We start from the raw sequence: 24,644 nt of genomic DNA, 5'->3' as shown, positions 1-24,644 counted from the left end.
TTTCTTAAAAAACTTTTGCTGCATCTTGATTACAAAAATATTCACTTCTGGAATATTCATCCTAGAAGCAATGATCGCAAATACTCCAATTCCCACTAAAGCAGATATAGATAATTCTATTAGTAAACTAATTAAATCTTGTTTACCTAACACTTGCCGCGAAGCAACTAAAGTGCCAAAACTAGCTACTCCAGCGATAATACTACCAATTGTTAAACCCAAAATTGGCACACACCATTCTTGCCAAGGTAAGCCATTAAGTTTGCGGTTGAGCAAGAATAACAACATCAATATTGAACTACAATTAACTCCCACTGTAGCTAAAACTAAACCAGGCGCACCAAAAGGTTCAACTAATATTAAATCTAATACAGCATTAAGAACAATATTAAATATACTAATTTTAAAAGGTGTTTTTCCATCACCTAAAGCATAAAATACTCTGACTAAAACATCACGCCCTAGATAGACAAACATTCCAATTCCATAGGCAACTAATAGAGAAGATACTAACTGAGTTGCTTCTTGTTTAAATGCTCCTCGTTGATAAACTACTTGCACAATTGGCACAGATAAGGACACCATTAAAGCCCCTAAAGGCAACATGGTAACGGCAGTTAATAAAAGTCCTTGACGAATGCGTAATTTTAATTCTTCCCAATTGTCTGGGTGAGAAAGTTTGGCAAACATCGGTAATAACGGCAATAAAATAATATTAGAAATAATCCCCAAGGGAGTTTGGACTAAAAGATTAGCATAGTTAAAACCTGCCGCTGCACCAACAATAGGACTAGCAAAATAAAGGTCTGTAGCGACATTAATTGGCATCATTCCTGATGATATTGTCGCTGGAGTCATGATTTTAATTACTTCTTGAACGCCGGGAGATTTAAAATCAAATCTTAGGCGTAATCTACCTAATCCTAATCGCCATTGCACAATGGACTGGACTAACCATTGCAGAATTCCACCTGCCAAAGTCCCCCAAGCTAATACCATGCCACCGATTAAAGCATATTCTGGATTAATAATTTCTTTGCCATATTGTCCTGCTAAAATAGCAATACCGATGATAACGGTAATACTTGATAATAAAGGACTAATTGATAATAACCAATATTGATTAGCTGCATTTAAAGTCCCAAAGCCAATGCCAATTAAGCCAGCAAATAAGGCCAAGGGAGCCATAATTTGGATTTGACGGATAGCGATCGCTCTTGTAGTTGCTTCTAATCCGTAACCAACTAAATCAACAATATACTCAGCGCAGAAAATCTGGGCAAATGTTACTAGTATCAACAACCCACCCACAAGAGTTGTCACGGTTTCTACTATAGGTGCAGCTTCCTCTTTTTTGTGTTTAGCTAAAACACTGACAATGGCACTATGTAAAGGTCCATTGACACCACCAAGTAAAATTAACAGAAAACCGGGGATAATGTAGGCATAACTATAAGCTGTAGCTGCCGCACCTACGCCAAAAGCCGCAGCGATTGCTTGCTGCCTAATTAAACCAAATACTTTACTAATTAATGTTGCTGCGGCAACAATACCAGCGATGCCGGCGAAAGAACGAGCAGATTTTTGATCTTGTTGTGTCACGAATATTATTGGTCAGTTGTCAGTTGTCAGTTGTTAGTTGTCAGTTTCCTACCGACACCCCAAACTATCTCTTGTAGAAATGCCAGTTACAGGATTAATACCATCAGCCCTTTTACAGAGTAAAGATACTTGATAACGGTCAATTAATGCGTCCGAGAAATCAGCACCAGTGATATCCGCATCATAAAAACGGCTACGGGTTAAAGTTGCTTCTGTGAAAATAGCGTTTCTTAGATTAGCATTATCTAAGGTAACACGATCAACTAAAGCCCCTGTTAAATTTGCACCTTCCAAATTAGCTTTTAATAAAACGCCTTTGGTAAGAATTGCATTAGTTAAATCTGCACCTTGGAAATTTGTTCCCCGCATTTCGGCTGCGACAAAAGTTCCGCCAACGAAATCAGTATAAGAAAAGTCACGATTTTCTAAACTAGCATTATTGTAATTAATGGTATTAACTTGAGCAAAAGCTAGTTGGGGATTCATAATTACCCACAATCCCGCCAACATAAAAATTAAACTTAAAAATCTTACCCAAATCTTGTTCATAAATTTCTTAATTGTTTGTTGTCAGTTGTCAGTTGTTCGTTGTCAGTCGTTTTTTCCTAACCACTGACTAATGACCACTGACCACTGACTAATAACTATTTCCAATCTTTACCAATACGAATTGTGAGATCAGATCCCAAATCACCATTTGCAGAAACTTCGATTTGTCCTAAACCTAAAACTTGTCGTAAATCAATTCCTGTTTGTCGGTTGCCTTTTTGGACAATAATCTGAGTTTGACGTTGGCTATCTGGCCAATCTGGAATTGCGTAAACATTAGTAAAACCTTTCTGTTTAAGATAGATAATTACTTTTTCCGTTAGCTGAGGTTGATTAGTCGTATTTTGAACGGCAACTCTTTGGATAGAAACTGGTCTGTTATCTGATTTAATCCCAGTTATATTTACGCCAACAAAATCATTTAATAAACTTTGTTGACCAGTCATATTCAACCAATAGCTATTGGCATCTTGACTAAACTTGCTAAATGTACCAGGTAACATGGCCATTTGGAAATTATCCCGTTCTACATTGACGGAAAAATTTGCCAGTGCCATCATTTCTTCCATTTTCAGGTTGGTATCAAAATACTTTCGCATTAAGCGAGTTAATTGGGGCAACCTAGGTAAAACAGTGGGACTATTCAGGCGTTGCAATAAAGAAGTTATGAGTGCCTGTTGTCGCTGAACTCTGGGTAAATCCCCCATACCTTCTTCACGAAAACGGGCAAACTGTTCCGCTTGTTTACCGTTGAGACTTTGCCAACCACTGACTAAATTTATAGAAAACCCACTAGCCTGATCTTGATAATTCATGGGTTCGGGGACAAATACATCTACTCCACCCAATTGATCAACTAATTCCCGAAAACCACTGGTAGAAATGCGGATATACCGATCTATGGGAGCATTATTTAAACTACGACTAACTACCCTTGCTGCCAAAACTGGCCCACCTTTGGCGTTAGCTTCAGATACCTTGGTTAATCCCTGTTCGGGAATCGCTATCATTGTCCCTCTGGGAATTGATAGCAGACGAATAGATTTATCACTAGGATTTAGTCTAACCAACATCATAGTATCGCTGTTACCAGCAAAACTTTCTGGTGAACCGTCTACAGCCCCCGGCACTGGTTCAATACCCATAATTAAAATGTTCATGGGTCTTGAGAGTTTATACTGAGAAAGTTTAGTCCATAAATCTCCCGGTACTTTGACTTGATCTTGTTTATTAGCACCGAATTCATCATCTTTTGCTTGGTCTAGATTACTCCAGAGCGGAGTCCATAGTGCCAAACTTGATGCTAGTAATCCCGATAGAATTATCCCGAAAACGATGGTTAGTACCCACAATAACCAGCGGGGAATTGTTAAGCCTAAACGGTCATAGAGTTCATTGGGAATAGCACCAACGGATTCAACAACGTTACGAGAAGAGTTAACTGATGGTTTTAGTTTCACCGGCGGAATTGACGCTGGGACAGGTTGCGGTGTTAACTGATTTTCCGATTTTTGAACTGGTGGCTGTTTTACCTCCTGTTCTGCGGCTGGGACTTGTTGAGGTGTTACTTGATTTTCCGACCATTGAATTTGTTTAATCACAATTTTCTCCCCACTCAACCACTCCTTAAGGGTATGTTAATACAAGCTGCAAATATTGCGAGTTAACAACTCACTATGCAAATTTTAGATTGAAGAAAAGCTGATGGAGTATTTTGTTGGATCTGCGATCCTCACAGTGTTAATATGTGACAATTGAAACCTCCACCAGTGGATACAATCCAAAATTAAATAAATGTACACTTGTATTGTTCTGAATTAGGTGTGTAAGCTAACATGAATAATTTATTTTTCCCCGTGATTCTCGCTGGCGGTAAAGGTGAACGTTTTTGGCCTTTAAGCCGACTAGACCGACCTAAGCAATTTTTAAGCCTTGATGGTAGTTCTAGAAGCCTACTGCAAGCAACCGCTGATCGCTTGTTAACACTCGCGGGCGGTTGGGAAAACTTGTGGGTAATTACTTCTAGTCCCATTGCTCAAGGGGTACGAGAACAACTTCCCGATTTGCCAGAGGCAAATTTACTCATTGAATCCCAGGGAAGAGACACGGCTGCGGCTGTGGCTTGGACAAGTTTAGAAATTAAAAAGCGTTACGGGGAAGACGCTATTATTGGTTTTTTCCCGGCTGACCACTGGATTGCTGACAAGGAGATATTTGCCGAAACTTTAGCTGCGGCTAGGGATTTGGCAACTAACAAAGCAGCAATTGTTACTTTAGGTATCAAACCTAATTTTCCATCAACTGGCTATGGTTATATTGAACAAGGCGAAAAGATAGGTAACTTTAATAACTTGCCAGCCTATCATGTTAACCGTTTTACTGAAAAGCCCGACCGGGAAACGGCGGAAACTTTTTTATCAACGGGACAGTTTAGCTGGAATAGTGGGATGTTCGTTTTTCGAGCAGGTGTTGTTCTGGAAGAATTACACACCCATGCACCAGAAATTATTGAACCTTTAGAACAACAAGGGCCTGATATTTATCCCCAGTTGCCTAAAAAAAGTATAGATTACGCGCTGATGGAAAAAACAAGTCTAGCATACGTTTTACCTGTAGCATTTGGTTGGGATGATCTCGGCGATTGGAATGCTATTGAACGTTTACTGAAGCAGGATGATAATCCTAATGTAGAACTTGCTACTCATGTTGGCTTAGATACCCAAGGCGCGATTGTTTATGCCTCCAATCCTGATGATGTCATTGTCACTATTGGTTTAGAAGATGTGGTGATTGTGCGCGATCGCAATGTTACCCTGGTAGTTAAAAAAGACCGTACCCAAGAAATTAAGCAGATCCTCAAAACCTTACAAAACGATAGCCGATTTACTGACCTATTGTAAAAGTTAAAACCCTTGGTAGATGGCTCAAAGTATTGTTATTCATTATAACTAGACTGTTGATAGTATTTTGTGACAGTATATGTCAATTAACAGATTTGAGCCTCTTTTTTTGGGGATCGCAATCAATCTTTATTATTGCCTAATAAAAAGATAACAAAGAAGCAGGGAGCAGGGAGCAGGGGGCAGGGAGCAGGGGGCAGGAAGAAAGAATTTTCCCGTAACAACTAACAACTAACAACTGACAACTAACAACTGACAACTAACAAATTACCAAAAATGTTCTTAACTCAAACTGTTCCTCGTCAACGCGAGATTATCGAAGTAGTCCTCCGCAATGGCTGGGACTATATGAGAACACTGTTGACTGGTGGTAAAGCAGATCAACCACAACTACCTCCTCCTGCTGTATTGAAAAATATTTTGGTAGATTTGGGGCCTGTTTATGTAAAGCTCGGTCAGCTACTTTCTACCCGGCCTGATTTACTCAGTGGTGCTTATATTGAGGAATTGTCAACTCTCCAAGATGAAGTTCCCCCAGTTTCTTGGTTAGAGGTAGAAATCCTACTTCGTAAACAGCTAAAACACCCACTGGAAGAAACTTTCGCTACTATTAATCATATTCCTGTGGCAGCGGGATCAATTGCCCAAACCCATCGTGCTACCTTAGCAGATGGTCGAGAAGTGGCTCTGAAGGTGCAACGTCCGGGAATTGATGAGACTATTGCCCAAGATATCACCTTAATTCAAGGGATTGCAGATTTGGTAGCCCGCACAGAGTTTGGACAAACTGCGGATATTAAATCAATTGCAGAGGAGTTTACCAAAGCTTTAGAAGCTGAATTAGATTTTACAAGGGAAGCAGGTTTTACAGATCAATTACGGCGTAATTTATCCCAAAGTCGTTGGTATGATCCCCAGCAAATAGTAGTTGCAGAAATTTACTGGCATTTGACTACTGAAAAAGTGCTAGTCATGGAATGGTTAGATGGTGTACCTTTGCTTGCGGCAGATTTGAGCCGTGATGACAACAAGCGCAAAGAAATCACTACTTTACTATTTCGCGCCTTTTTTCAGCAAATATATGTTGATGGTTTCTTTCATGCTGATCCCCATCCTGGTAATTTATTTTATTTAATAGATGGTCGCATTGCTATTTTAGATTGTGGGATGATGGGTAGACTTGATCCCCGCACTCAACAAATATTAACAGAAATGTTGTTAGCGATTGTTGATTTGGATGCTCAACGCTGCGCTCAATTAACTTTACAACTTTCTGATTCGGCACAACCAATTATTTTGGCTAAGTTAGAAAGTGATTATGATCGGATGTTGCGAAAGTATCATAATGTGAGTTTAAGCGAAATCAATTTTAGTCAAGTAATTTATGAAATTTTGCAAATTGCCAGAAATAATCAAATTAGATTACCGAGTAATATGGGTTTATATGCAAAAACCTTAGCAAATTTGGAAGGAGTAACCCGAAGTTTTAATCCAGAGGTAAATTTATTTGATGAAATTAAACCATTAATTACAGATTTATTTCGTCGTCAGTTATTGGGAGATAGTCCGGTAAGATCGCTCTTACGCACAGCCCTAGATATTAAAAGTCTATCTTTACAATCTCCTCGGCAAATTGAACTATTATTAGATCGGGTAACTTCAGAAACCTTACAATGGAATTTATCACTCAAAGGATTAGATGGAATGCGCCGCACCTTAGATGATGCCGCTAACCGTCTTTCATTTAGTATCTTAGTTGGTTCTCTGATTATGGGCGCTGCTATTATTTCTAGTCAAGCGCAAACATCTCAGCTATCATTTATTAGTATTGTCCTATTTACTGCTGCTAGTCTATTGGGATTGTGGTTAGTGATCAATATTTTGCGCTCAGGGCGTTTAAGGTAGCTAGAGGAATCCTATTTGATTTTGAACTCAGTGTCAGCCTAGAAAGTGTTAATTTTTATAAATATTTTTCTGAAGGTGTTTACAGAAGTTAAAAAATAGATAAATATACTTAAATCTTTATTAATTCAGAGTTTATGGGCAAAACTCAAAATTAATACTTAACCCACAAGATAGAAGGTAAATGAAGGAAAATATTACTTTACCGGGTGATCCACTGCCATCTAATTCCCGTTTTTATATTGAACGTCCACCAATTGAAAGCGATGCTTATACAGAATTACTCAAACCAGGGAGTTTAATTCGGATTAAAGCACCTCGGCACATGGGCAAAAGTTCTCTGATGTTACGGCTAATTCACCAAGCTCAGACACAGGGATATTTAACAGTTACTATAGACTTTAAACTAGTAGATAGTCAAACTTTTTTGAGCCTGAATCATTTTTTGCGCTGGTTTTGTGTCAATGTAGCTCGGCAGTTGTCACTTGCATCACAGTTGGATGATTATTGGGATGAGGAAATTGGCAGCAAAGTGAGTGCTTCAATTTATTTTGAGAGTTATTTATTAGCGCAAATTAACAGTCCATTAGTTTTAATTTTAAATGAAGTAGATTATATTTTTCAACACCAACAAATTGCCCAGGATTTTTTACTTCTCCTCCGCAATTGGCATGAACAAGCTAAACAAACTCCGATTTGGCAAAAAGTTCGCTTGGTATTATTGCACTCCACCGAAGTTTATATCCCTTTAAATATCAATCAATCGCCGTTTAATGTTGGTTTGTCATTGAAATTACCAGAATTTACAGTCGAGCAAGTGACAGAATTGGCTAGACGGTATGAACTAAATTGGTTTGATAGTCAAGCCATAGAAAACTTAATGTATTGCGTGGGAGGACAGCCATATTTAATTCATCAGGCTTTATATTATTTCCATCAACAGAAAATTTCTTTACCAGAACTGCTAGATAATTGTGCAAATAATAACTGTATTTATAACAGATATTTAATAGGGCTATTAACTATCTTGCAAAAAGATGCTGAGTTATCTCAGATATATAATAAAATTGTGAATTCTACCAGCATAAATCTATATTTGTCCCCAAATGTAGCTTACAAATTAGATAGTTTAGGGTTGATTAAATTAAATGGTAATAATTATCAGCCTTTTTGTGAAATGTATCGTTTATTTTTCCAACAAAATTTACTTATAGAAAATCATGATTCTAGCGTCGAAAAATTAAAACAAGAAAATGAACAATTGCTATTTTTAGTTAATGTTGATCAACTGACTCAACTTGCTAATCGTAAATGGTTTGATGACAGATTTGCATTAGAATGGCAAAGAATGGCACACCTCCAAAAACCTCTATCTTTAATATTAGCTGATGTGGATGAATTTAAATTTTACAATGACACTTATGGTCATCAAAGTGGGGATAATTGTTTACGTCAAGTTGCTCAAGCAATTAATTCAGTCATCAAAAGTCCAGATTATTTAGTTGCTCGTTATGGTAGTGAAGAATTTGCGTTAATTCTACCACAAACTGAGGCAGGAGCAGCTATATTAATTGCTGAAGAAATTAGAGAAACAGTAAAATCATTGAGAATTAAAATTTCTGAGTTAACAAACAAAACTCAATCAACTAACACGGCTAGATTAACTATAAGCCTAGGAATTGTCTGTGTCATTCCTGCTGGAAATGTTTCTTTCACAGAATTTTTTCAAGCTGCTGATCAAGCACTGTATCAAGCCAAGCAATTAGGGCGCGATCGCACCATTTTAAGTTCTAAATTTAAATTTGGCTATGATGAATAATCAATATTACTACTATGAATACTCATACATATCAAGTTGGTGGTAGCCTCATAAATAATGCCCCTAGTTACGTAGAAAGACAAACAGATATAGAAATATATAACGCTTTAAAACAGGGTGAATTTTGTTATGTTCTCAACTGTCGTCAAATGGGTAAATCATCCCTATTAGTGAGAACCAAACATTGTTTAGCAAATGAAGGATTTAAATGTACATCTATTGATATGACAAATATTGGTAGTGAAAATATTACCCCAAGTCAATGGTATAAGGGCATAATTGCCGATTTATGGAGAGGATTTAAACTTGTAGGAAAATTCAATTTAAAATCATGGTGGCAAACAGGAGATGATATTTCCTTAGTCCAAAACTTAAGTCAGTTTATTGGGGAATTATTAACTCAATTTCCAGAAGAAAAGTTAATTATTTTTATAGATGAAATTGATAGTATCCTCAGTTTGAATTTTCCGGTAGATGATTTTTTTGCCTTAATTAGATACTGCTATAATCAAAGAGCTATAGATCCAGAATATCAGCGGTTGACATTTGCAATTTTTGGAGTAGCTACTCCATCGGATTTAATTCAAGATGTGAAAAGAACACCTTTTAATATTGGTCAAGCCATTGAGTTAAAAGGATTTAAAATAGCAGAAGTTGATTCTTTAATTAGAGGATTAGAGTTAGTTATACCTAATCCCCAACCAGTCATGAAACAAGTTTTAAATTGGACAGGAGGGCAGCCTTTTTTAACCCAAAAGTTATGTAATCTTATCACTAATTTTAAAATAAGTAGTGATTACCTAGAGTTTGCTAAAGGTTATGAAGAGTTTTGGCTAGATAATATTGTCAATGAATATATTATTAAAAATTGGGAATCTCAAGATGAACCAGAACATTTAAGAACTATCCGAGATCGACTACTTTATAATCAAAAAACTGTTAGCAGATTATTAGGAATTTATCAGCAAATTTTGCAAGGTGTGGAAGTTAAAAGTGATGATAGTAGAGAACAAATAGAATTATTGCTCTCCGGTTTGGTAGTTAAACAAGCAGGATTATTAACTGTTAAAAACCGCATTTATACCAAAGTATTCAACTTAGATTGGGTAGAAAAACAATTAGCTAATTTACGTCCCTACTCGCAAACTTTTGATGCGTGGTTAACTTCCCAACAAACTGATGAATCTCGCTTATTAAGAGGACAAGCACTAGCAGATGCTCAAGCTTGGGCTTGGGATAAAAGCTTAACAAATTTAGATAATCAATTTTTAGTTAAAAGTGCAGAATTAGAACGACAAGAAAAAGAGCTTGTTTTAGTTGCAGAACGAGCTAAAAATATGGAAGTTCAACTGCTGGAACAACAAAAAAATGCTCGCTTACAAAAACTCATGTTGGGAGTAATTACTACAGCTTTTTTCACTGCTGTTAGCTTAGGAGGGATAACTTTTTGGTTATATCGTCAATCTCTCCAGAATGAAAAATTAGCAAAAATCAGCGAAATTAAAGCTCTAGCATCTTCATCAGTGGCTGAATTTAATTCCCATCAAGAATTAGAAGCTCTACAGGATGCAATTAAAGCTAAAATTAAATTAAACCATTTAAAAATTAATAATCCTGAACTGGAAAAACAAACAAATAATGTTCTCAGCCAAGCAAGTTATGGAGCGCAAGAATGGAATCGTTTCTCAGACAATAACCTGAGTTTTATTCGGGATTTAGCCTGGAGTCGTGATAGCCAGATGGTAGTTCTTGCTAGTCAGAATGAAGTTTGGTTATGGCAAAAAAATGGCAAATTAATTCGCAAATTTAAAGCTCACAATTCCACAATTTCGGCAGTTGCTTTTAGTCCTGATGGTAAAATAATCGCCTCCGGTAGTGCTGATAAAACTATCAAATTTTGGTCATTAGATGGTAAAGAGTTAGCAACTATTCCCGTTAGTGAAGAAGTTAAAAGTATAGCTTTTAGTCCTGATGGACAAATACTAGCAATTGGGATGAATAACGGTACTGTAGGAATATGGCAGTTAGCAAATAAAAAACTCACTACTATAAAAGCGCATCAAGCAACTATTTCTAAAGTTTTGTTTACCCCCGATGGTCAGAAATTAGTGACTGGTAGTTTTGATGGGAAAGCAGCCCTTTGGAGTCTTGATGGTAAAAAATTAGTTAATTTCAATCGTGGTCAAGATGGTGTGCCTTGTTTCGCAATTTCTGCTGATGGTAAATTACTGGCTACAGGTGGTGATAATCAAAAGATTGAGCTTTGGAGTCTCGATGGTAAAAAACTGAAAAACATTGAGGCCGGACATTCAATCTTAGCAATGGCATTTAGTCCCGATCATAAAACTCTTGCTGCTGCTACTTGGGATAAAGTGGTGAAACTTTATAGTTTTGACGGTAAAGATTTGGGTACTTTGGCAGGACATAAAGGGCCTGTTTCGTCGATTACTTGGAGTCCTGATGGTCAGATTCTCAGCACAGCTAGTGCGGATAATAGCGTTAAACTTTGGAAGTTACAAAATCCCTTACTCACAGTTTTAAAAGGTCATCAAGGGAATCTAAAAAAAGTTGCTATCAGTCCCAATGGTGAAATTATCGCTACTACAGCTTGGGATTACGTCATTAATCTTTGGCAACCTGATGGCACATTACTCAGAAGTCTTAAAGGCCATGCAAATGGAGTAAACTCTGTTGTCTTTAGTCGTAATAGCCAGTATTTAGCAACTGGGAGTTGGGATAAAACGATCAAAATCTGGAAAATTGATGGCACTCTGATAGATACCCTCCCAGGACATACTGCGGGAATTGAAGACATAGCACTGAGTCCAGATGGTCAAATTCTTGCTTCAGTTGGTTTTGATCGAACTTTGCGGCTTTGGCAACGAGATCATCAAAAACCGTTTAGCTTTCGATTGCAAAAAATTATCAAAGCACACAGTGAGCCAATTGGTAGTGTAAAGTTTAGTCCCGATGGTCAAATATTAGCAACTGGCAGTTATGATAAAACCATCCGCCTGTGGAGTCGAGAGGGTAAACTTTTAAATACCCTAAAAGGGCATAATTTGGCAGTTTTTGATGTCAATTTTAGTCCAGATGGACAATTGATAGCATCCACAGCCGATGATCGCACCATCAAGTTATGGCAACGTGATGGCAAATTTTTAAGAACCTTAGTAAATTCAAAAGTTAAGTTAGGCTCGTTAAAATTTAGTCCAGATGGCAAAACAATTGCCGCCGGTAGTGGAGAGAATGCTATTCAACTCTGGAATCTTGAGGGAAAACCAATAATTACACTGTTTCGACATCTTGACGCTGTGTCTTCCTTAGCCTTTAGTGCTGATGGGAAAACTTTGGTTTCCGCCAGTTATGATCGCACGGCTATTATCTGGAATTTACCCCAAATCTTTGCCACTAACGACTTAGATTATGCTTGTAAATGGATAAAAGATTATTTACAGAATAATCAGGAATTAGAAAATTTAGAGAAAAATAATTCTTCTGGACAGAGGTTTTCTGCTCGTCATTTGTGCGATCCTTAGTAAAGGGGAGAAAGTTAAAGTTATCAGGCAGAAGGAAATAAATTTTTTATGTCAATTATCATTGCAGAAAACCTGAATAAATCCTATCCAATAGCGATTAAAGATCCAGGGATAGGGGGGACAATTGCCCACTTTTTTCGCCGGACTTATCGCAATATTAAAGCTGTTCAGGATGTTTCTTTTACCATTGAACCTGGGGAAATTGTTGGTTTTTTAGGTCCCAATGGCGCAGGGAAAACTACCACTTTAAAAATGCTCACCGGATTAATTCATCCTTCTAGTGGTACAGTCAAAGTCGGGGGATTTGTTCCCTTTAATCGGCAAGAAGCATTTTTGCAAAAAATCACTTTAGTGATGGGACAAAAACAGCAATTAATTTGGGATTTACCCGCCTTAGATTCCCTGAGAATTAATGCTGCTGTTTATAATATTTCTGACAAAGAATTTCAGCGGCGAGTTGGGGAATTAACAGAAATGTTGGCTTTAGAAGGTAAGCTAACTCAAGCAGTGCGAAAATTATCATTAGGTGAACGGATGAAAGCTGAACTGTTAGCAGCACTTTTACACCGTCCCCAAGTTTTATTTTTAGATGAACCAACTTTAGGATTAGATGTTAATGCTCAAGTAGGAGTGCGTGACTTTTTACGAGAATATAATCAGCTATATCAAGCCACCATATTATTAACGAGTCATTACATGGCTGATATTACAGCTTTGTGTGAACGGGTGTTATTAATTCATGAAGGAAAACTCATGTATGATGGTAGATTAGATGGCTTATTAACAAGTTTTGCTCCCTATCGAGAAATTTATGTGGAATTAGCCCAAGCATTACCACTGGAAAAACTTATGTCCTATGGTGATGTGCAAATGGTGGAAGGAAGAGCAGTCAGATTTATTGTGCAACAAGAAGAACTAACCCGCACGGTTTCCCAAATTTTAGCTGATTTGTCAGTGGTAGATTTAACAGTGACAGAACCACCTGTAGAAGAGGTAATTGGCCGAGTTTTTCAAAAAGGATTTAACCATTAATAACTATGAAAAAACTTATTAAAAAAGCCTTGACTTTACTGTCAGTAAATTATGCTAATATGCTGGAATATAGATCAGAATTAATATTCTGGGTTTTAGCTGGTTCTCTCCCAATAATCATGATGGGTGTTTGGGTACAAGCTGCTGAAAGTGGTAAATTTGGTTTTAAGCCTGTAGATTTTGCTCGGTATTTTTTCGCGGTTTTTCTGGCTAGACAAATTAGCGTGGTTTGGGTAATTTATGACTTTGAAAAAGAAGTGGTAGAAGGTAAACTATCACCAAAATTATTACAACCTATAGATCCAGTTTGGCATCATGTTGCGAATCATGTTGCTGAAAGAGCCGCTCGAATGCCTTTTGTATTGCTGTTATCAATATTCTTTTTTGTTCTCTATCCCCAAGCTTTTTGGTTGCCGAATATAACTAATTTATTCCTATTTATATTGGCGGCAATTATGGCTTTTGCTCTAAGGTTTATAATTCAATATACCTTTGCTATGTTGGCATTTTGGACAGAAAGAGCCACAGCTTTAGAAAATTTATGGTTGTTGTTTTTTATGTTCCTATCGGGTTTGATTGCACCTTTAGATGTTTTTCCCGAAGATGTGAAAAATATGGTGATGTTAACACCTTTCCCTTATCTGATTAATTTTCCCGCGAGTATTTTGGTAGGACTACCGGTGGATTTAACCAGGGGATTTTTATCAATCATAGGTTGGTTTCTCATATTTTTAGGTGCTAACCGCTTTTTATGGCGGAGGGGTTTAAGGCGGTATTCAGGAATGGGGGCTTAAATCATTCATAATTTAATTTGATTCAGAAGCGTGAATATTTTGGATAAGTTTCCGTAATTCATCAAGAGTATTTACAGTGAGGACACCTTTATAAATAGTTCTTAATAGCTGTAAATTAGGAATTTCGGAAATTTCTGATATTAGTTCTAAACCTTCCTTACCGAATTTTATATCTACAGCTAATTCAATACTTAACAGCCGTTCTTGTAACCGTCCTTCTTCTCTACCCTTATGGAGAATTTCCTGGTAAAAGAAAGATTTTTCTAACACATCTATACTCCCTATACTAAGTGATCTAATCCGATATTATTTCCCCCTTGATTAGGGGGATAATACTAAAAAACAGAAATTTAATTTTTAATTTCTCTGCATAAACTGCTGCAATTCATCAAAAGTATTGACAGTTAAAATGCTTCTTTGAAGATTTTTTAACTGTTCTAAATCAGTAAATTGTGATATTTTGGGCATGAATTGTAACCCTTCTTGACCAAATTTCATCTCTAAAATCAGTTCAATTGATGACAGCATTACCTGTCTTCCTTCTTCTCTTCCTTCTCGTCGTCCTTCTTCCCTAATCTGTTGATACCAAGGAGACTCTTGTAATATTGCCATATCCCACCTCATAATTTGTTGAACTAAGGCGCTATCTAATACGAATGTAGCAAAAAAAGCCATCACTGTTTCTAACTGGCTTAATTTTTCATCAGCGCGAAGCATTTGTAATGCTTGTCTAACTGTTGATTCTTCTCCACCACCTTTGAGAATTGGTACAAAGGGAAGCAGCGAGGGTATAGGTTGACTTAAAGCGATTTCTACATCAACTTCCCATAGATTGATCACATGATAGTCTTGACGCGCCCGTAAACCAGCAAACTCTGATTCATAGCGGTTAGGAATTTCTGCTTCACTTTCTTTCAGGATATTAATTAATACAGGGTAGGTGGGAAGATCATATTTTTCCTCTGCTAATGCTGCATAAGCCCGCATTCGTTTGGGCATTTCTGGCTTATATCGTAATTGTAACTCATTGAGGACAAGAAATTCGCCGTACTGGGGACTTGTGGCTTTGATTAATACATCACTTTCTCTGCTTATCCATTGAAATTCGGAATTGAGAATTTCTCCGGTGGTAATGTCGGGGATTTGTGTTACCCATTTTACCCAATTTTCAGGAGCAAGGCTGATTATTTTTTTGGTACTGATATCTGCTTTTTTAACCATAAGGAATTACTATAAATTACTGGGTACGGTTTTAAATTTATCTGTTGAACCTAGAGAATAATCCTCTAATTTAAAATCAGCAAAAGGCTTTTTCTCTAATCTATCTCTTAAAGCTTCATCTAAGATTACCCCTTCAGCTTGTTTTTTGACACCAATAATAATAATACTGCGTTGATAAGCTGTGGAATCAAGGCTTGCTTGACAATCTTTTCTCTGAAATTGTCCTAAGTTTAATAAGCGATAACCTTTCACACTGGGTGTATTACTAAATATCTTTTTTCCTAATAGTTGGATTTGTTTAGAACGTTCTAAAGCGCGACTTTGTTCGGCATTAACATTACCTTCACAAGAAGCTGTTCCCACAGAAATAATCTCGCTGGGATTTTCCATAATTTTCTGGATTCCTTCTTGTTCTAAATTGGATTTTAAAGAATCAAGGGTAATAGTTTGATCATTATATTTAATTTGGTAGGTGCTGCCTAATTGCCATTTATATTCTACTGATAAAACCGCAATATTAAATTCTGCAACTCTCCCTTGACTATCTTTACCTTCTTCATAGGGAAAATAATCAACTTTGCCTTGTTTAACTGGTGCTTGTCCATAGTCAGGAGGTAAAGCCGCAAATTTACTATTTCTAAATGCCAATGATACCCACCAAAGTAGTAACAAAGAAACTATTAAAGCAGCAAACCAGGATAACAATGGTAATTTTTCGGGTTGTCTTTGTGGAGGGATAATTGTATTATTAGTAGTTGGTTTATTAACTATTTCAGTTTTTATTCCTCCACCAATATTCACCGTTGCGGATGTATTTTCTGTGAGTTGATATTCAATTTCTGCTAATCTTTGAGAAATTTCTTCAGCATTGCTAGGGCGTTGATTGACTTCCGTTGACATTAACCAATCAATGAAATCCAATAATAATGGAGAAACATGATTTGCATGATGTCGCCATTGTAGAATATCTAAATGAGGATCATATAATTGTCCGGGTTGAAATCCCGTTAATAAAAATACAAATGTCCTTCCTAAAGCAAAAAAATCAGATGGGGGTATGGCTTGTCCTCGCATTTGTTCTGGAGGACTATAACCTGATGATGAAATTGCTGTCATTCCTCCACCATTTACTAAATAAGTTCTGGTAATTTCTCTGGCTGTCCCAAAGTCAATTAATACTAATTGACCATCAGGACGAATCATGATATTTGATGGTTTAATATCTCTATGGAGATATTGTTGGTTATGAACTAAATCTAATATTTCTAATAATTGTTTTAACCAGACTATGGCTTGAGCTTGAGAAATGGGGCGGTTTTGTTGTTGCTTTAACCATTGTTCTAAATTAGGTCCTTCAATCTTTTCCATCACCATACAATGCAAGATTACATCATTTCTGGTTTGATAGGGAAAATAACCTTCTGTTTGCGGGATACCAGGATGATTTAATTGTTGTAAAACCTTGGCTTCTTGTTGAAAAAGTGATAAGGCTTTACTATCATTTGCTAATTCTTCTTTGAGGACTTTGAGGATTTTCGGGGTGTCTTGTTGATAGGCTTCGTAAATTTTACCAAATCCAGTTTTGTCACTTAATAAACGTAATACCCGATAACGTCCTATCAATTCCAATTGAGAACCACAACTTTGACAAAAGCGGTTTTCGTCATTATCTGGGTGGTTTGGTTGAGGACAAACTGGATTAATGCAAAGGCTCATAAACAATTAAAAATTAAGAATTAAAAATTAAAAAAATTAGAATGCCTGTTGGTAATTAATACCTAGAAATAGCATGGTGAGATGATTATCTCATGTTTGTGCTGCTAAAAAAGCGGCGACTGTTTGATTAAATTCCGTTGGGTTGCTTAAAAATGGCCAATGATTTCCCGGTACTTGACATAAATTTAAGTTTTTGAGGTTGGTTTTGTAAGGTTGAATTTGCCAATTTTGGCGGTTCACACCTTTTTCCGGTTGTATAAAGAGGGCAGGTGTATCAACTGGGTGAATAAAACCTGGTACTTCCATGACTGCGTCAAAAATCCCGTCACGGGCAGCAATGGTAAATTTACTACCCCAAGTACCGTCGGGTTTTTCTTCAATTCCGGCTTGAAAAACTTGCTGTTGCCAAGAACTCCAATTTTGATATTGGCTGAGTTGTTTAATTTTTTGTTCAGCTTCTTCGTAACTGGCAAAAGGTCCCATGCTTTTGAGGAAAGGTAAGACGCGATACAACAGAGGAAATGTGATTTTCAGGAAACTGGGCATTTTCCAGATAAAAATGGGATCTACTAATGTGATACTTTTTAACCTGGCTGGGTTTTCTCTAGCCCAAATAGCGGCTAATTTCCCTGTCCAAGAGTGGCTAATGATATGAGCCGCAGACCATCCCATTTTATCCATTAATGCCTCCAAATCAGCGATGGCACTGGCAAAGGTATAATCTTGTTTTGGCTTACTACTTTCACCATGACCACGCATATCTGGTGCAACTATATGGTAATCATGTGCCAAATAATCTCCCAAACTAGACCAAACCCAAGCATTATCAGCCATACCATGTAATAACAGTAATGGTTCTTGACCTTGATTCCACTCTAGGTAAGAAAGTTGAATATCAGACGTTGATAGAGTTTGACGTACAGGCATGATTTGGTTAATCTTTTTCAAGACAAGTGATTAAGAATTTTAGCAGAAAACCTCAAAATTGATGTTTTAATTTTTAATTTTTAATTGTTTAAGATTGTACTCATTAACACGAAATAATGGAACTAATCAATGTCAAGATCAACAGTAGGAATACCCTAGGATATTAAAATTACTATGCCAGAAACACACCAATCCATAGCCCAACACTATCACGACCGGACTAAATACGATCCCCAAACTCTAGCTTCTAAAAGTCATAATTTAGACTGGGCTAAACAGCCAGTACCATTTAAAGAGTACAAAATTGGCACTGATATTGATCTCAAACCCTATCTACAAGAAACAGCGGAAACGGTTGCTAACAAACAAGATGCCAAATGGTGGTGGCGACTTTCTCAACTATTATTTCACAGTTATGGACTCACAGCAAAAATGCCTTCCATGGGTAGTGCTGTATACCTACGTTCTGCACCCAGTGCCGGGGGGTTATATCCGGCTGAAGTATATTTAGTTTCTCGCGGTACACCATTATTACCACCGGGACTTTATAACTATCAATGTCGAACTCATTCTTTAATGCACTTTTGGGAAAGTGATGTTTGGCAAAGTTTACAAACAGCTTGTTTTTGGCATCCTTCCCTAGAAAGTACCCAATTAGCTATTATTACCACTGCGGTCTTTTATCGTTCCGCTTGGCGTTATGAAGACAGGGCTTACCGCCGAATTTTTCTCGATACTGGGCATCTTTTAAGTAATATTGAATTAGCTTGTAATATTGCCGATTATCGCGCTCATTTAATTGGCGGTTTTGTAGATGAATCTGTTAATGAGTTACTCTATATTGATCATGAACAAGAAGGAACAACTGCTGTTTTAGCTTTGGCTGATTTGCTAGATGTGCGCCAAAATTTACCCCTAGGACGCACTGCTTTACCCTCTACAACGGAAACTAATTATCCATCTATTCCTGATGGTGAACTACTGAAATATTTTCATTTAAATACCCAAATTCCAGCTAGTACCACTGGTAATTTAAATTTACCAACGGTGCAACCAGAAAAGTCCTTAGAAGACAAATACAATTTTCCTTTTTGTGAAAAATTTTCGACTCGGACTACACCAATTTTTTGGGGAGAACATTTATCAGAATTATCAAATACTATCTATAAACGCCGTTCTACCCGTGCTTATACTGGTGATGATTTGAGTTTTGATGAACTTAAAGCTTTACTTGATTTTACTTATCAACCACAAAATTACATTGATCAAAATTTAGATCCTCATCCTGATTATTTTGACTTGAATTTAATAGAAACATTTGTTGTTGTTTCTGGAGTTCAAGGATTAGATCCCGGTTGTTATTATTACGCACCTAAAGCCCAAGAATTACGGCAAATTCGCTTTAAAAATTTCCGTCGAGAGTTACATTTTCTGTGTTTGGGACAGGAATTAGGGAGAGATGCGGGTGCGGTATTATTTCATACTGCCGATTTGAAAACTGCGATCGCTCAATATGGTGATCGTGTTTACCGTTATCTACATACAGATGCGGGTATTTTAGGACAAAGACTGAATTTAGCAGCCATTCGTCTGAATTTAGGTGTCAGTGGTATCGCTGGCTTTTTCGATGACCAAGTAAACGAAGTTTTGGGTATCCCTACTGATGAAGCAGTTATCTACATTACGACATTAGGAAAACCCAGGTAGGAGGAAAGTTGTAGGGGTTTAGCAGTGCTAAACCCCTACAAAAGATGTGGTTTTCCTCTTAAACTTCTGGTTGTAAATCTAGACTATAGATTTTTTCTCCTGCTAAATTATGCAAAGTAACCGTTAAAACTTCTGTTTTCCCATCAATTTTAACCATCCCAAAAAACTGTAAACCTGAACTTGGGGGTTGATTTAATTTTATCTCTGGAGATGCGGTTTGAAACTTTACTTCTGGGCCAAAAGTATTATCTAATTGATTTGGTCCAAAATTTCCAGAATTGAGAGGTCCAGCCACAAATTCCCAAAAAGGTTTAAAATCACTAAATTGGGCTTTATGAGGATGATAATAATGGGCTGCGGCATAATGGACATCAGCAGTCAACCAAACCACATTACAGATATTATTTTGTTTAATAAATCGCAATAAATCAGCTAATTCTAATTCTCTTCCCAATGGTTTACCATCACCATTAGCAAAATTTTCAAAATCAGTTTTACCATCTTTAATCATTAACCCAATGGGCATATCACTAGCAATTACTTTCCAAGTTGATTTTGAGTTCTTTAATTTATTTTTCAACCAACTGATTTGGGAGTTTCCCATAAATGCTGTTTTCTCACTAGCTACTGTTTGATTATTTGGAGAATTTTTCCCCCTGTAGCTACGTTCATCTAACATAAAAATCTCCAACAATTCCCCATGATTAAAATGACGATAAATTCGGTTTGGATCTTGGGGATTATAGCCAATAGGCGTATATTCTAAAAATGCTTGTTTTGCCCGTGAAGCTAATAGAGAAACATCCTTAACTTGATAACGGTTATCATCTAATATTTGCCCAGGATACCAATTATTTCTGACTTCATGATCATCCCATTGTACCAATTGGGGAATTTGGGCATTAAACCGCTGAATATTTTCATCTAAAAGGTTATAAATATAGTTACAGCGAAATTCTTTCAGTGTTTCGGCAACTTTTGATTTTTCTTCTGTAGTGATATTTTTCCAAATCTTCCCGTCCTCTAACTTTACTTCCGCTTGAATAGGATTATCAGCATAAATATAATCACCAGAATGAATAAAAAAGTCGGGGTTGAATTGACGAATAGATTCATAAATTTTCATTCCTCCCCATTCCGAATTAATTCCCCAACCCTGTCCTGCGGTGTCTCCAGACCACGCAAATAATATATCATTTCCTCTTCCTTGATGTGCAGTTTTCAAATGACCATTCACCGGGGCGCTATAAATGTTAGAATCAACTAAATCCTGAAAAGTAACGCGGTAAAAAATATCTTGACCTGGTGGTAAATTATCTAAATACGTTCGGGCTGTAAAATCACTGTACTTTGTCACAACTTTGCCAATAATCCGGTGACTATTACGAAAATTTTCATCAGTAGCATATTCTATAATCATTCTGCTGGGTCTATCGCTACGACTCCAAATCACCGCGCTATTATTGTTAATATCGCCACTAGCGACACCGTAGGGGATAGTAGGGCGATTTTTATCTAATGTAATAAATGCAGGTGTCTGAGCTACAGCCAATTTTGACCACAGATTTGTTGTAATCATAGTCCCAGTAGTTATTGCCGCTTGTAATAAGAATTGACGGCGCTTTAATCCTTGAGAAATATGTAGTTTCATAAAGTTAATCCCTAGAGTTTTAAATTACACTATAATTTAACCATTTCAATTACTTATTCATTATATTAATATTTTGTCATCCATCTTGAGATAGATTGCAGAAATACATAATTGCAATACAATTTGTTACATATATTTCTTTGTTACTTAGATTTTATTTTCATCAATTTATAATACAAAGAATTATGCTTTTACCTAATAATGAACGTCAACGCATGAAATTACTTAATCAATATCAAATTCTCAACACACCTGCGGAAACTGTGTTTGATGAAATTGCTCAACTAGCCGCAGATATTTGTCAAACACCAATTGCTTTGATTAGTCTAGTTGATGAAAAAAGGGAATGGTTTAAATCAAAAATTGGTATTCATATATCAGAAATTCCCCGTGATTTAGCTTTTGGTAGGCATACTATTTTAGAAAGAGAAATTCTCATCATTCCCGATACTTGGCAAGATCAAAGATTTGTTAATAATCCTCTGGTTATTGCTAATCCCCATTGCCGATTTTATGCAGGAGTTCCCCTCATTAATGCTCATGGTTTTGCCCTAGGATCTTTGTGTATCATGGATATAATTCCGCGAACTTTGAGTATCACAGAGGAAAAAGCCTTAAAAGGTTTGGCTAAACAAGTAATCAGACTTTTAGATTTACACCAGCATAAATTTCTGGAAAACAGCCAATGGAATTATCATCTTCTATTTACTCATCATCCCAGTCCTATGTGGATTTATGATTGTCATACACTGGAATTTTTAGATGCAAATGAAGCCGCTACAATTCACTATGGCTACTCAAAATCAGAATTTTTACAAATGCGAATTATTGACATTCATCCCCTGGAAGATATGCCGATGATTCTGGCTTATGTTGCTAGAAATCGCGCTGGTTTATGTAATTCTGGAAAATGGCGACATACTCGTAAAAATGGGCAGATTATTTTTGTAGAAATTATTTCTAATACTATTAATTATGACAATAAAGATGCTGTATTGATTCACATCCGCGATTTAAGTGAGCGTCAAAAAATAGAATTAAAACTCCAAGATAGTGAAGCTAAATTTCGAGTAATTTCCCAAGCAATTCCAATTCCTTTAGTTATTTCTCGTTTATCCGATGGCGTAATTATATATGCTAATTCAGAGTTTTTGCACGTATTTCAGTTTTCTCCCGATAATTTATTACAGCGGAAAATTTCAGATTTATATCACAATAAATCCGATTGGAAAAACTTGTTAGCAGAGTTTAACCATAATGGATTTTTACACAACCATGAAATTCAACTTCATAAAGCAGATGGTACTAATTTATGGCTAATTACATATTGGCGATATTTAAAATATAATAGTGAACCATGTGTAATGCAATTATTTAATGATATTACAGAACGCAAAAATTCTGAAGTTAAACTTCAAGAACAAAATGAGTTTTTACAAACTATATTTAAAAACATTCCTTTGATGATTTCATTAATTAATGTTGATAATAACGTATATTGGATTAATCATAAACTTGAAGAAACTCTCAAATACTCTTTGCAAGATTTCCAAACCCGTAATGTTTTTGCAGAATTATATCCTGATCAAGAATATCGTCAAGAAGTGATTGATTTTATGCAGTCTGCACAACCAGTTTGGCATGATTTTAGAACTCATATACAGGATGGTTCTATCATTGATACATCTTGGACTAATGTGAAACTCCCCAATCATCACACGGTAGGTATTGGTAAAGATATTACAGAACGTAAGCAAAATGAGAGAATATTAAAAGTTCAAGCGGAACGAGAGAAATTGATGCGAAAAGTTTCCGAACGCATTCACCAATCTCTTCATCTTCAAGATATTCTTAATGCAACAGTTGAAGAAGTCCGAGATTTACTACAAGTTGATAGAGTTGTCGTTTATCAGTTTGCACCAGATATGAGTGGTAAGATTATGGCAGAATCTGTATTATCTGGGTGGACAATTTCACTAGGTAAGGATATTCAAGATAGTTGTTTTCAAGCAGGGGGAATATCAAATTATCATCAAGGATATAAACAGGCAATTGCTAATATTTATCAAGCTGGTTTAACTGATTGTCATATTCAACTTTTAGAACAGTTTGAAGTCAAAGCCAATTTAGTTGTCCCTATTGTTATAGAAGTCAATGAAGAAAATAGGGGTTCTTCCCTCTGGGGTTTACTTATTGCCCATCAATGTTCTGATTTTCGTGAATGGGAAGAAAATCAATTAGATTTACTTGATCAAATCACGGTACAAATTGCCATTGCTATTCAACAAGCTAATATATTACAACAAGCTCAAAGTGAAATTCAACAACGAGAACAAGCTGAAATAAAATTGAGAAGTGCCTTAGCAGAAAAAGAAGTTTTACTAAAAGAAGTTCATCACCGAGTTAAGAATAATTTGCAAATTGTCTCCAGTTTATTGCATCTACAAGCAGAAACAATTCAAGATCCACAGATTCTCAAAGCCATCCAAGAAAGTCAAAATCGGATTGAATCAATATCTTTAATTCACAAGAATTTATATACTAATCCTAATATTGGTAAACTTGATATTTCTGAATATATTAATAATCTGCTGACAGGAATATTAATTTCCTATCAGATTACACCTGGTCAAATCGGGTTAAAAACTGATATTGATTCAGTTATTCTAAATGTTGACCAAGCTATTGCCTGTGGATTAATTATCAATGAATTAATATCAAATGCTATCAAGCACGCTTTTCCTAACAACCAATTGGGTGAGATTAGTATTAACTTGCATAAAAATAAGAATCATGAGATTGAGATGATAATCCGAGACAATGGCATTGGTTTAGCTGATAATATAGATTGGAAGACTACTTCTTCTTTAGGTCTATCCCTAGTTTATGATTTAGTTACGGAACAACTAGAAGGTTCTATTACTATCGAACGTTATCAGGGAACTATATTTAATATTCAATTTTCACAGTTCACTTTGCATGAATAAATAGGAAATGTGTCCAGCTAAAATTTTAGTAGTTGAAGATGAAGTAATTGTGGCTAGAACTATTGCTAGTCAACTTAATCAATTAGGATATACAGTTACAGGCAAAGCTTCCTCTGGAAAAGCCGCTATTCATCTGGCTTCAGAAACTCAACCAGATTTAATATTAATGGATATTGTGATTAAAGGTGATATTGATGGTATTACGACTGCCAGTCATATTCATGAACAATTAGATATACCAATAATTTTTCTGACTGCTTATGGTGATGAAGATACCTTAGAACGAGCAAAAGTTACT

The 24,644-nt window shown here is 36.3% G+C and carries 17 protein-coding genes; 9 read left to right on the top strand and 8 right to left on the bottom strand.

What is annotated here, in order from left to right:
* From murJ to FJR11_RS22680, 3 genes are all read right to left on the bottom strand, one after another.
* Positions 1 to 1,602: murein biosynthesis integral membrane protein MurJ (gene murJ / locus FJR11_RS22690; protein ID WP_168507858.1), on the bottom strand; the 1,602-nt coding region annotated here is incomplete at its 3' end.
* 48 nt (positions 1,603 to 1,650) lie between these two features.
* A complete protein-coding gene (locus tag FJR11_RS22685) occupies positions 1,651 to 2,151 on the bottom strand; it encodes a pentapeptide repeat-containing protein (RefSeq protein ID WP_168507856.1) in 501 nt (166 codons plus the stop codon).
* A gap of 95 nt (positions 2,152 to 2,246) precedes the next feature.
* Positions 2,247 to 3,752: an LCP family protein gene (locus FJR11_RS22680; protein ID WP_168507854.1), complete on the bottom strand. Its 1,506-nt coding sequence runs from the start codon at positions 3,750 to 3,752 to the stop codon at positions 2,247 to 2,249.
* Positions 3,753 to 3,986: 234 nt separating this feature from the next.
* On the opposite strand from FJR11_RS22680, the gene FJR11_RS22675 reads away from it, so the two are divergent.
* The 6 genes from FJR11_RS22675 (at position 3,987) to FJR11_RS22650 (ending at position 14,137) form a co-directional block, all read left to right on the top strand.
* Entirely contained in the window at positions 3,987 to 5,051 is a 1,065-nt protein-coding gene (locus FJR11_RS22675; RefSeq protein WP_168507852.1) for a mannose-1-phosphate guanylyltransferase, read from the top strand.
* A 276-nt stretch (positions 5,052 to 5,327) separates the two neighbouring features.
* Complete coding sequence (locus FJR11_RS22670) at positions 5,328 to 6,956, top strand: AarF/ABC1/UbiB kinase family protein (RefSeq protein WP_168507850.1); 1,629 nt, start codon at positions 5,328 to 5,330, stop codon at positions 6,954 to 6,956.
* A gap of 181 nt (positions 6,957 to 7,137) precedes the next feature.
* Positions 7,138 to 8,772, top strand: coding sequence for an AAA-like domain-containing protein (locus FJR11_RS22665; protein ID WP_168507848.1), 1,635 nt, complete (start codon positions 7,138 to 7,140; stop codon positions 8,770 to 8,772).
* A 14-nt stretch (positions 8,773 to 8,786) separates the two neighbouring features.
* A complete protein-coding gene (locus FJR11_RS22660; protein WP_168507846.1) occupies positions 8,787 to 12,311 on the top strand; it encodes an AAA-like domain-containing protein in 3,525 nt (1,174 codons plus the stop codon).
* Positions 12,312 to 12,359: 48 nt separating this feature from the next.
* Positions 12,360 to 13,343 (top strand): ATP-binding cassette domain-containing protein, encoded by a 984-nt coding sequence (locus FJR11_RS22655; protein WP_168507844.1) that lies wholly within the window; start codon positions 12,360 to 12,362, stop codon positions 13,341 to 13,343.
* 5 nt (positions 13,344 to 13,348) lie between these two features.
* A complete protein-coding gene (locus FJR11_RS22650; protein ID WP_168507842.1) occupies positions 13,349 to 14,137 on the top strand; it encodes an ABC-2 family transporter protein in 789 nt (262 codons plus the stop codon).
* 12 nt (positions 14,138 to 14,149) lie between these two features.
* Here FJR11_RS22650 and FJR11_RS22645 read toward each other — a convergent pair whose 3' ends face one another.
* The 4 genes from FJR11_RS22645 to FJR11_RS22630 form a co-directional block, all read right to left on the bottom strand.
* Positions 14,150 to 14,407 carry a hypothetical protein gene (locus FJR11_RS22645; protein WP_168507840.1) on the bottom strand — a complete coding sequence of 86 codons (258 nt, stop codon included), beginning with the start codon at positions 14,405 to 14,407 and terminating at the stop codon, positions 14,150 to 14,152.
* An 87-nt stretch (positions 14,408 to 14,494) separates the two neighbouring features.
* Positions 14,495 to 15,358 (bottom strand): Rpn family recombination-promoting nuclease/putative transposase, encoded by an 864-nt coding sequence (locus tag FJR11_RS22640; protein WP_168507838.1) that lies wholly within the window; start codon positions 15,356 to 15,358, stop codon positions 14,495 to 14,497.
* Between the two features lie 9 nt (positions 15,359 to 15,367).
* The gene (locus FJR11_RS22635; protein ID WP_168507836.1) at positions 15,368 to 17,074 is read right to left on the bottom strand and encodes a serine/threonine-protein kinase; all 1,707 of its coding nucleotides are present in this window, start codon (positions 17,072 to 17,074) and stop codon (positions 15,368 to 15,370) included.
* Positions 17,075 to 17,164: 90 nt separating this feature from the next.
* Positions 17,165 to 18,001, bottom strand: a complete 837-nt coding sequence (locus FJR11_RS22630) for an alpha/beta fold hydrolase (protein ID WP_168507834.1) — start codon at positions 17,999 to 18,001, stop codon at positions 17,165 to 17,167.
* Positions 18,002 to 18,175: 174 nt separating this feature from the next.
* On the opposite strand from FJR11_RS22630, the gene FJR11_RS22625 reads away from it, so the two are divergent.
* Entirely contained in the window at positions 18,176 to 19,708 is a 1,533-nt protein-coding gene (locus FJR11_RS22625) for a SagB/ThcOx family dehydrogenase (protein ID WP_168507832.1), read from the top strand.
* A 58-nt stretch (positions 19,709 to 19,766) separates the two neighbouring features.
* Here FJR11_RS22625 and FJR11_RS22620 read toward each other — a convergent pair whose 3' ends face one another.
* Positions 19,767 to 21,359 (bottom strand): alkaline phosphatase, encoded by a 1,593-nt coding sequence (locus FJR11_RS22620; protein WP_168507830.1) that lies wholly within the window; start codon positions 21,357 to 21,359, stop codon positions 19,767 to 19,769.
* Positions 21,360 to 21,544: 185 nt separating this feature from the next.
* Between FJR11_RS22620 and FJR11_RS22615 the strand changes: the two genes are divergently transcribed.
* Positions 21,545 to 24,346 (top strand): GAF domain-containing protein, encoded by a 2,802-nt coding sequence (locus FJR11_RS22615; protein WP_168507828.1) that lies wholly within the window; start codon positions 21,545 to 21,547, stop codon positions 24,344 to 24,346.
* A 7-nt stretch (positions 24,347 to 24,353) separates the two neighbouring features.
* Positions 24,354 to 24,644: response regulator (locus FJR11_RS22610; RefSeq protein WP_168507826.1), on the top strand; the 291-nt coding region annotated here is incomplete at its 3' end.

This window comes from Anabaena sp. UHCC 0187, assembly GCF_009712035.1.
Lineage (GTDB): Bacteria > Cyanobacteriota > Cyanobacteriia > Cyanobacteriales > Nostocaceae > Dolichospermum.
This window is presented reverse-complemented; position numbering and strand designations above follow the sequence as displayed.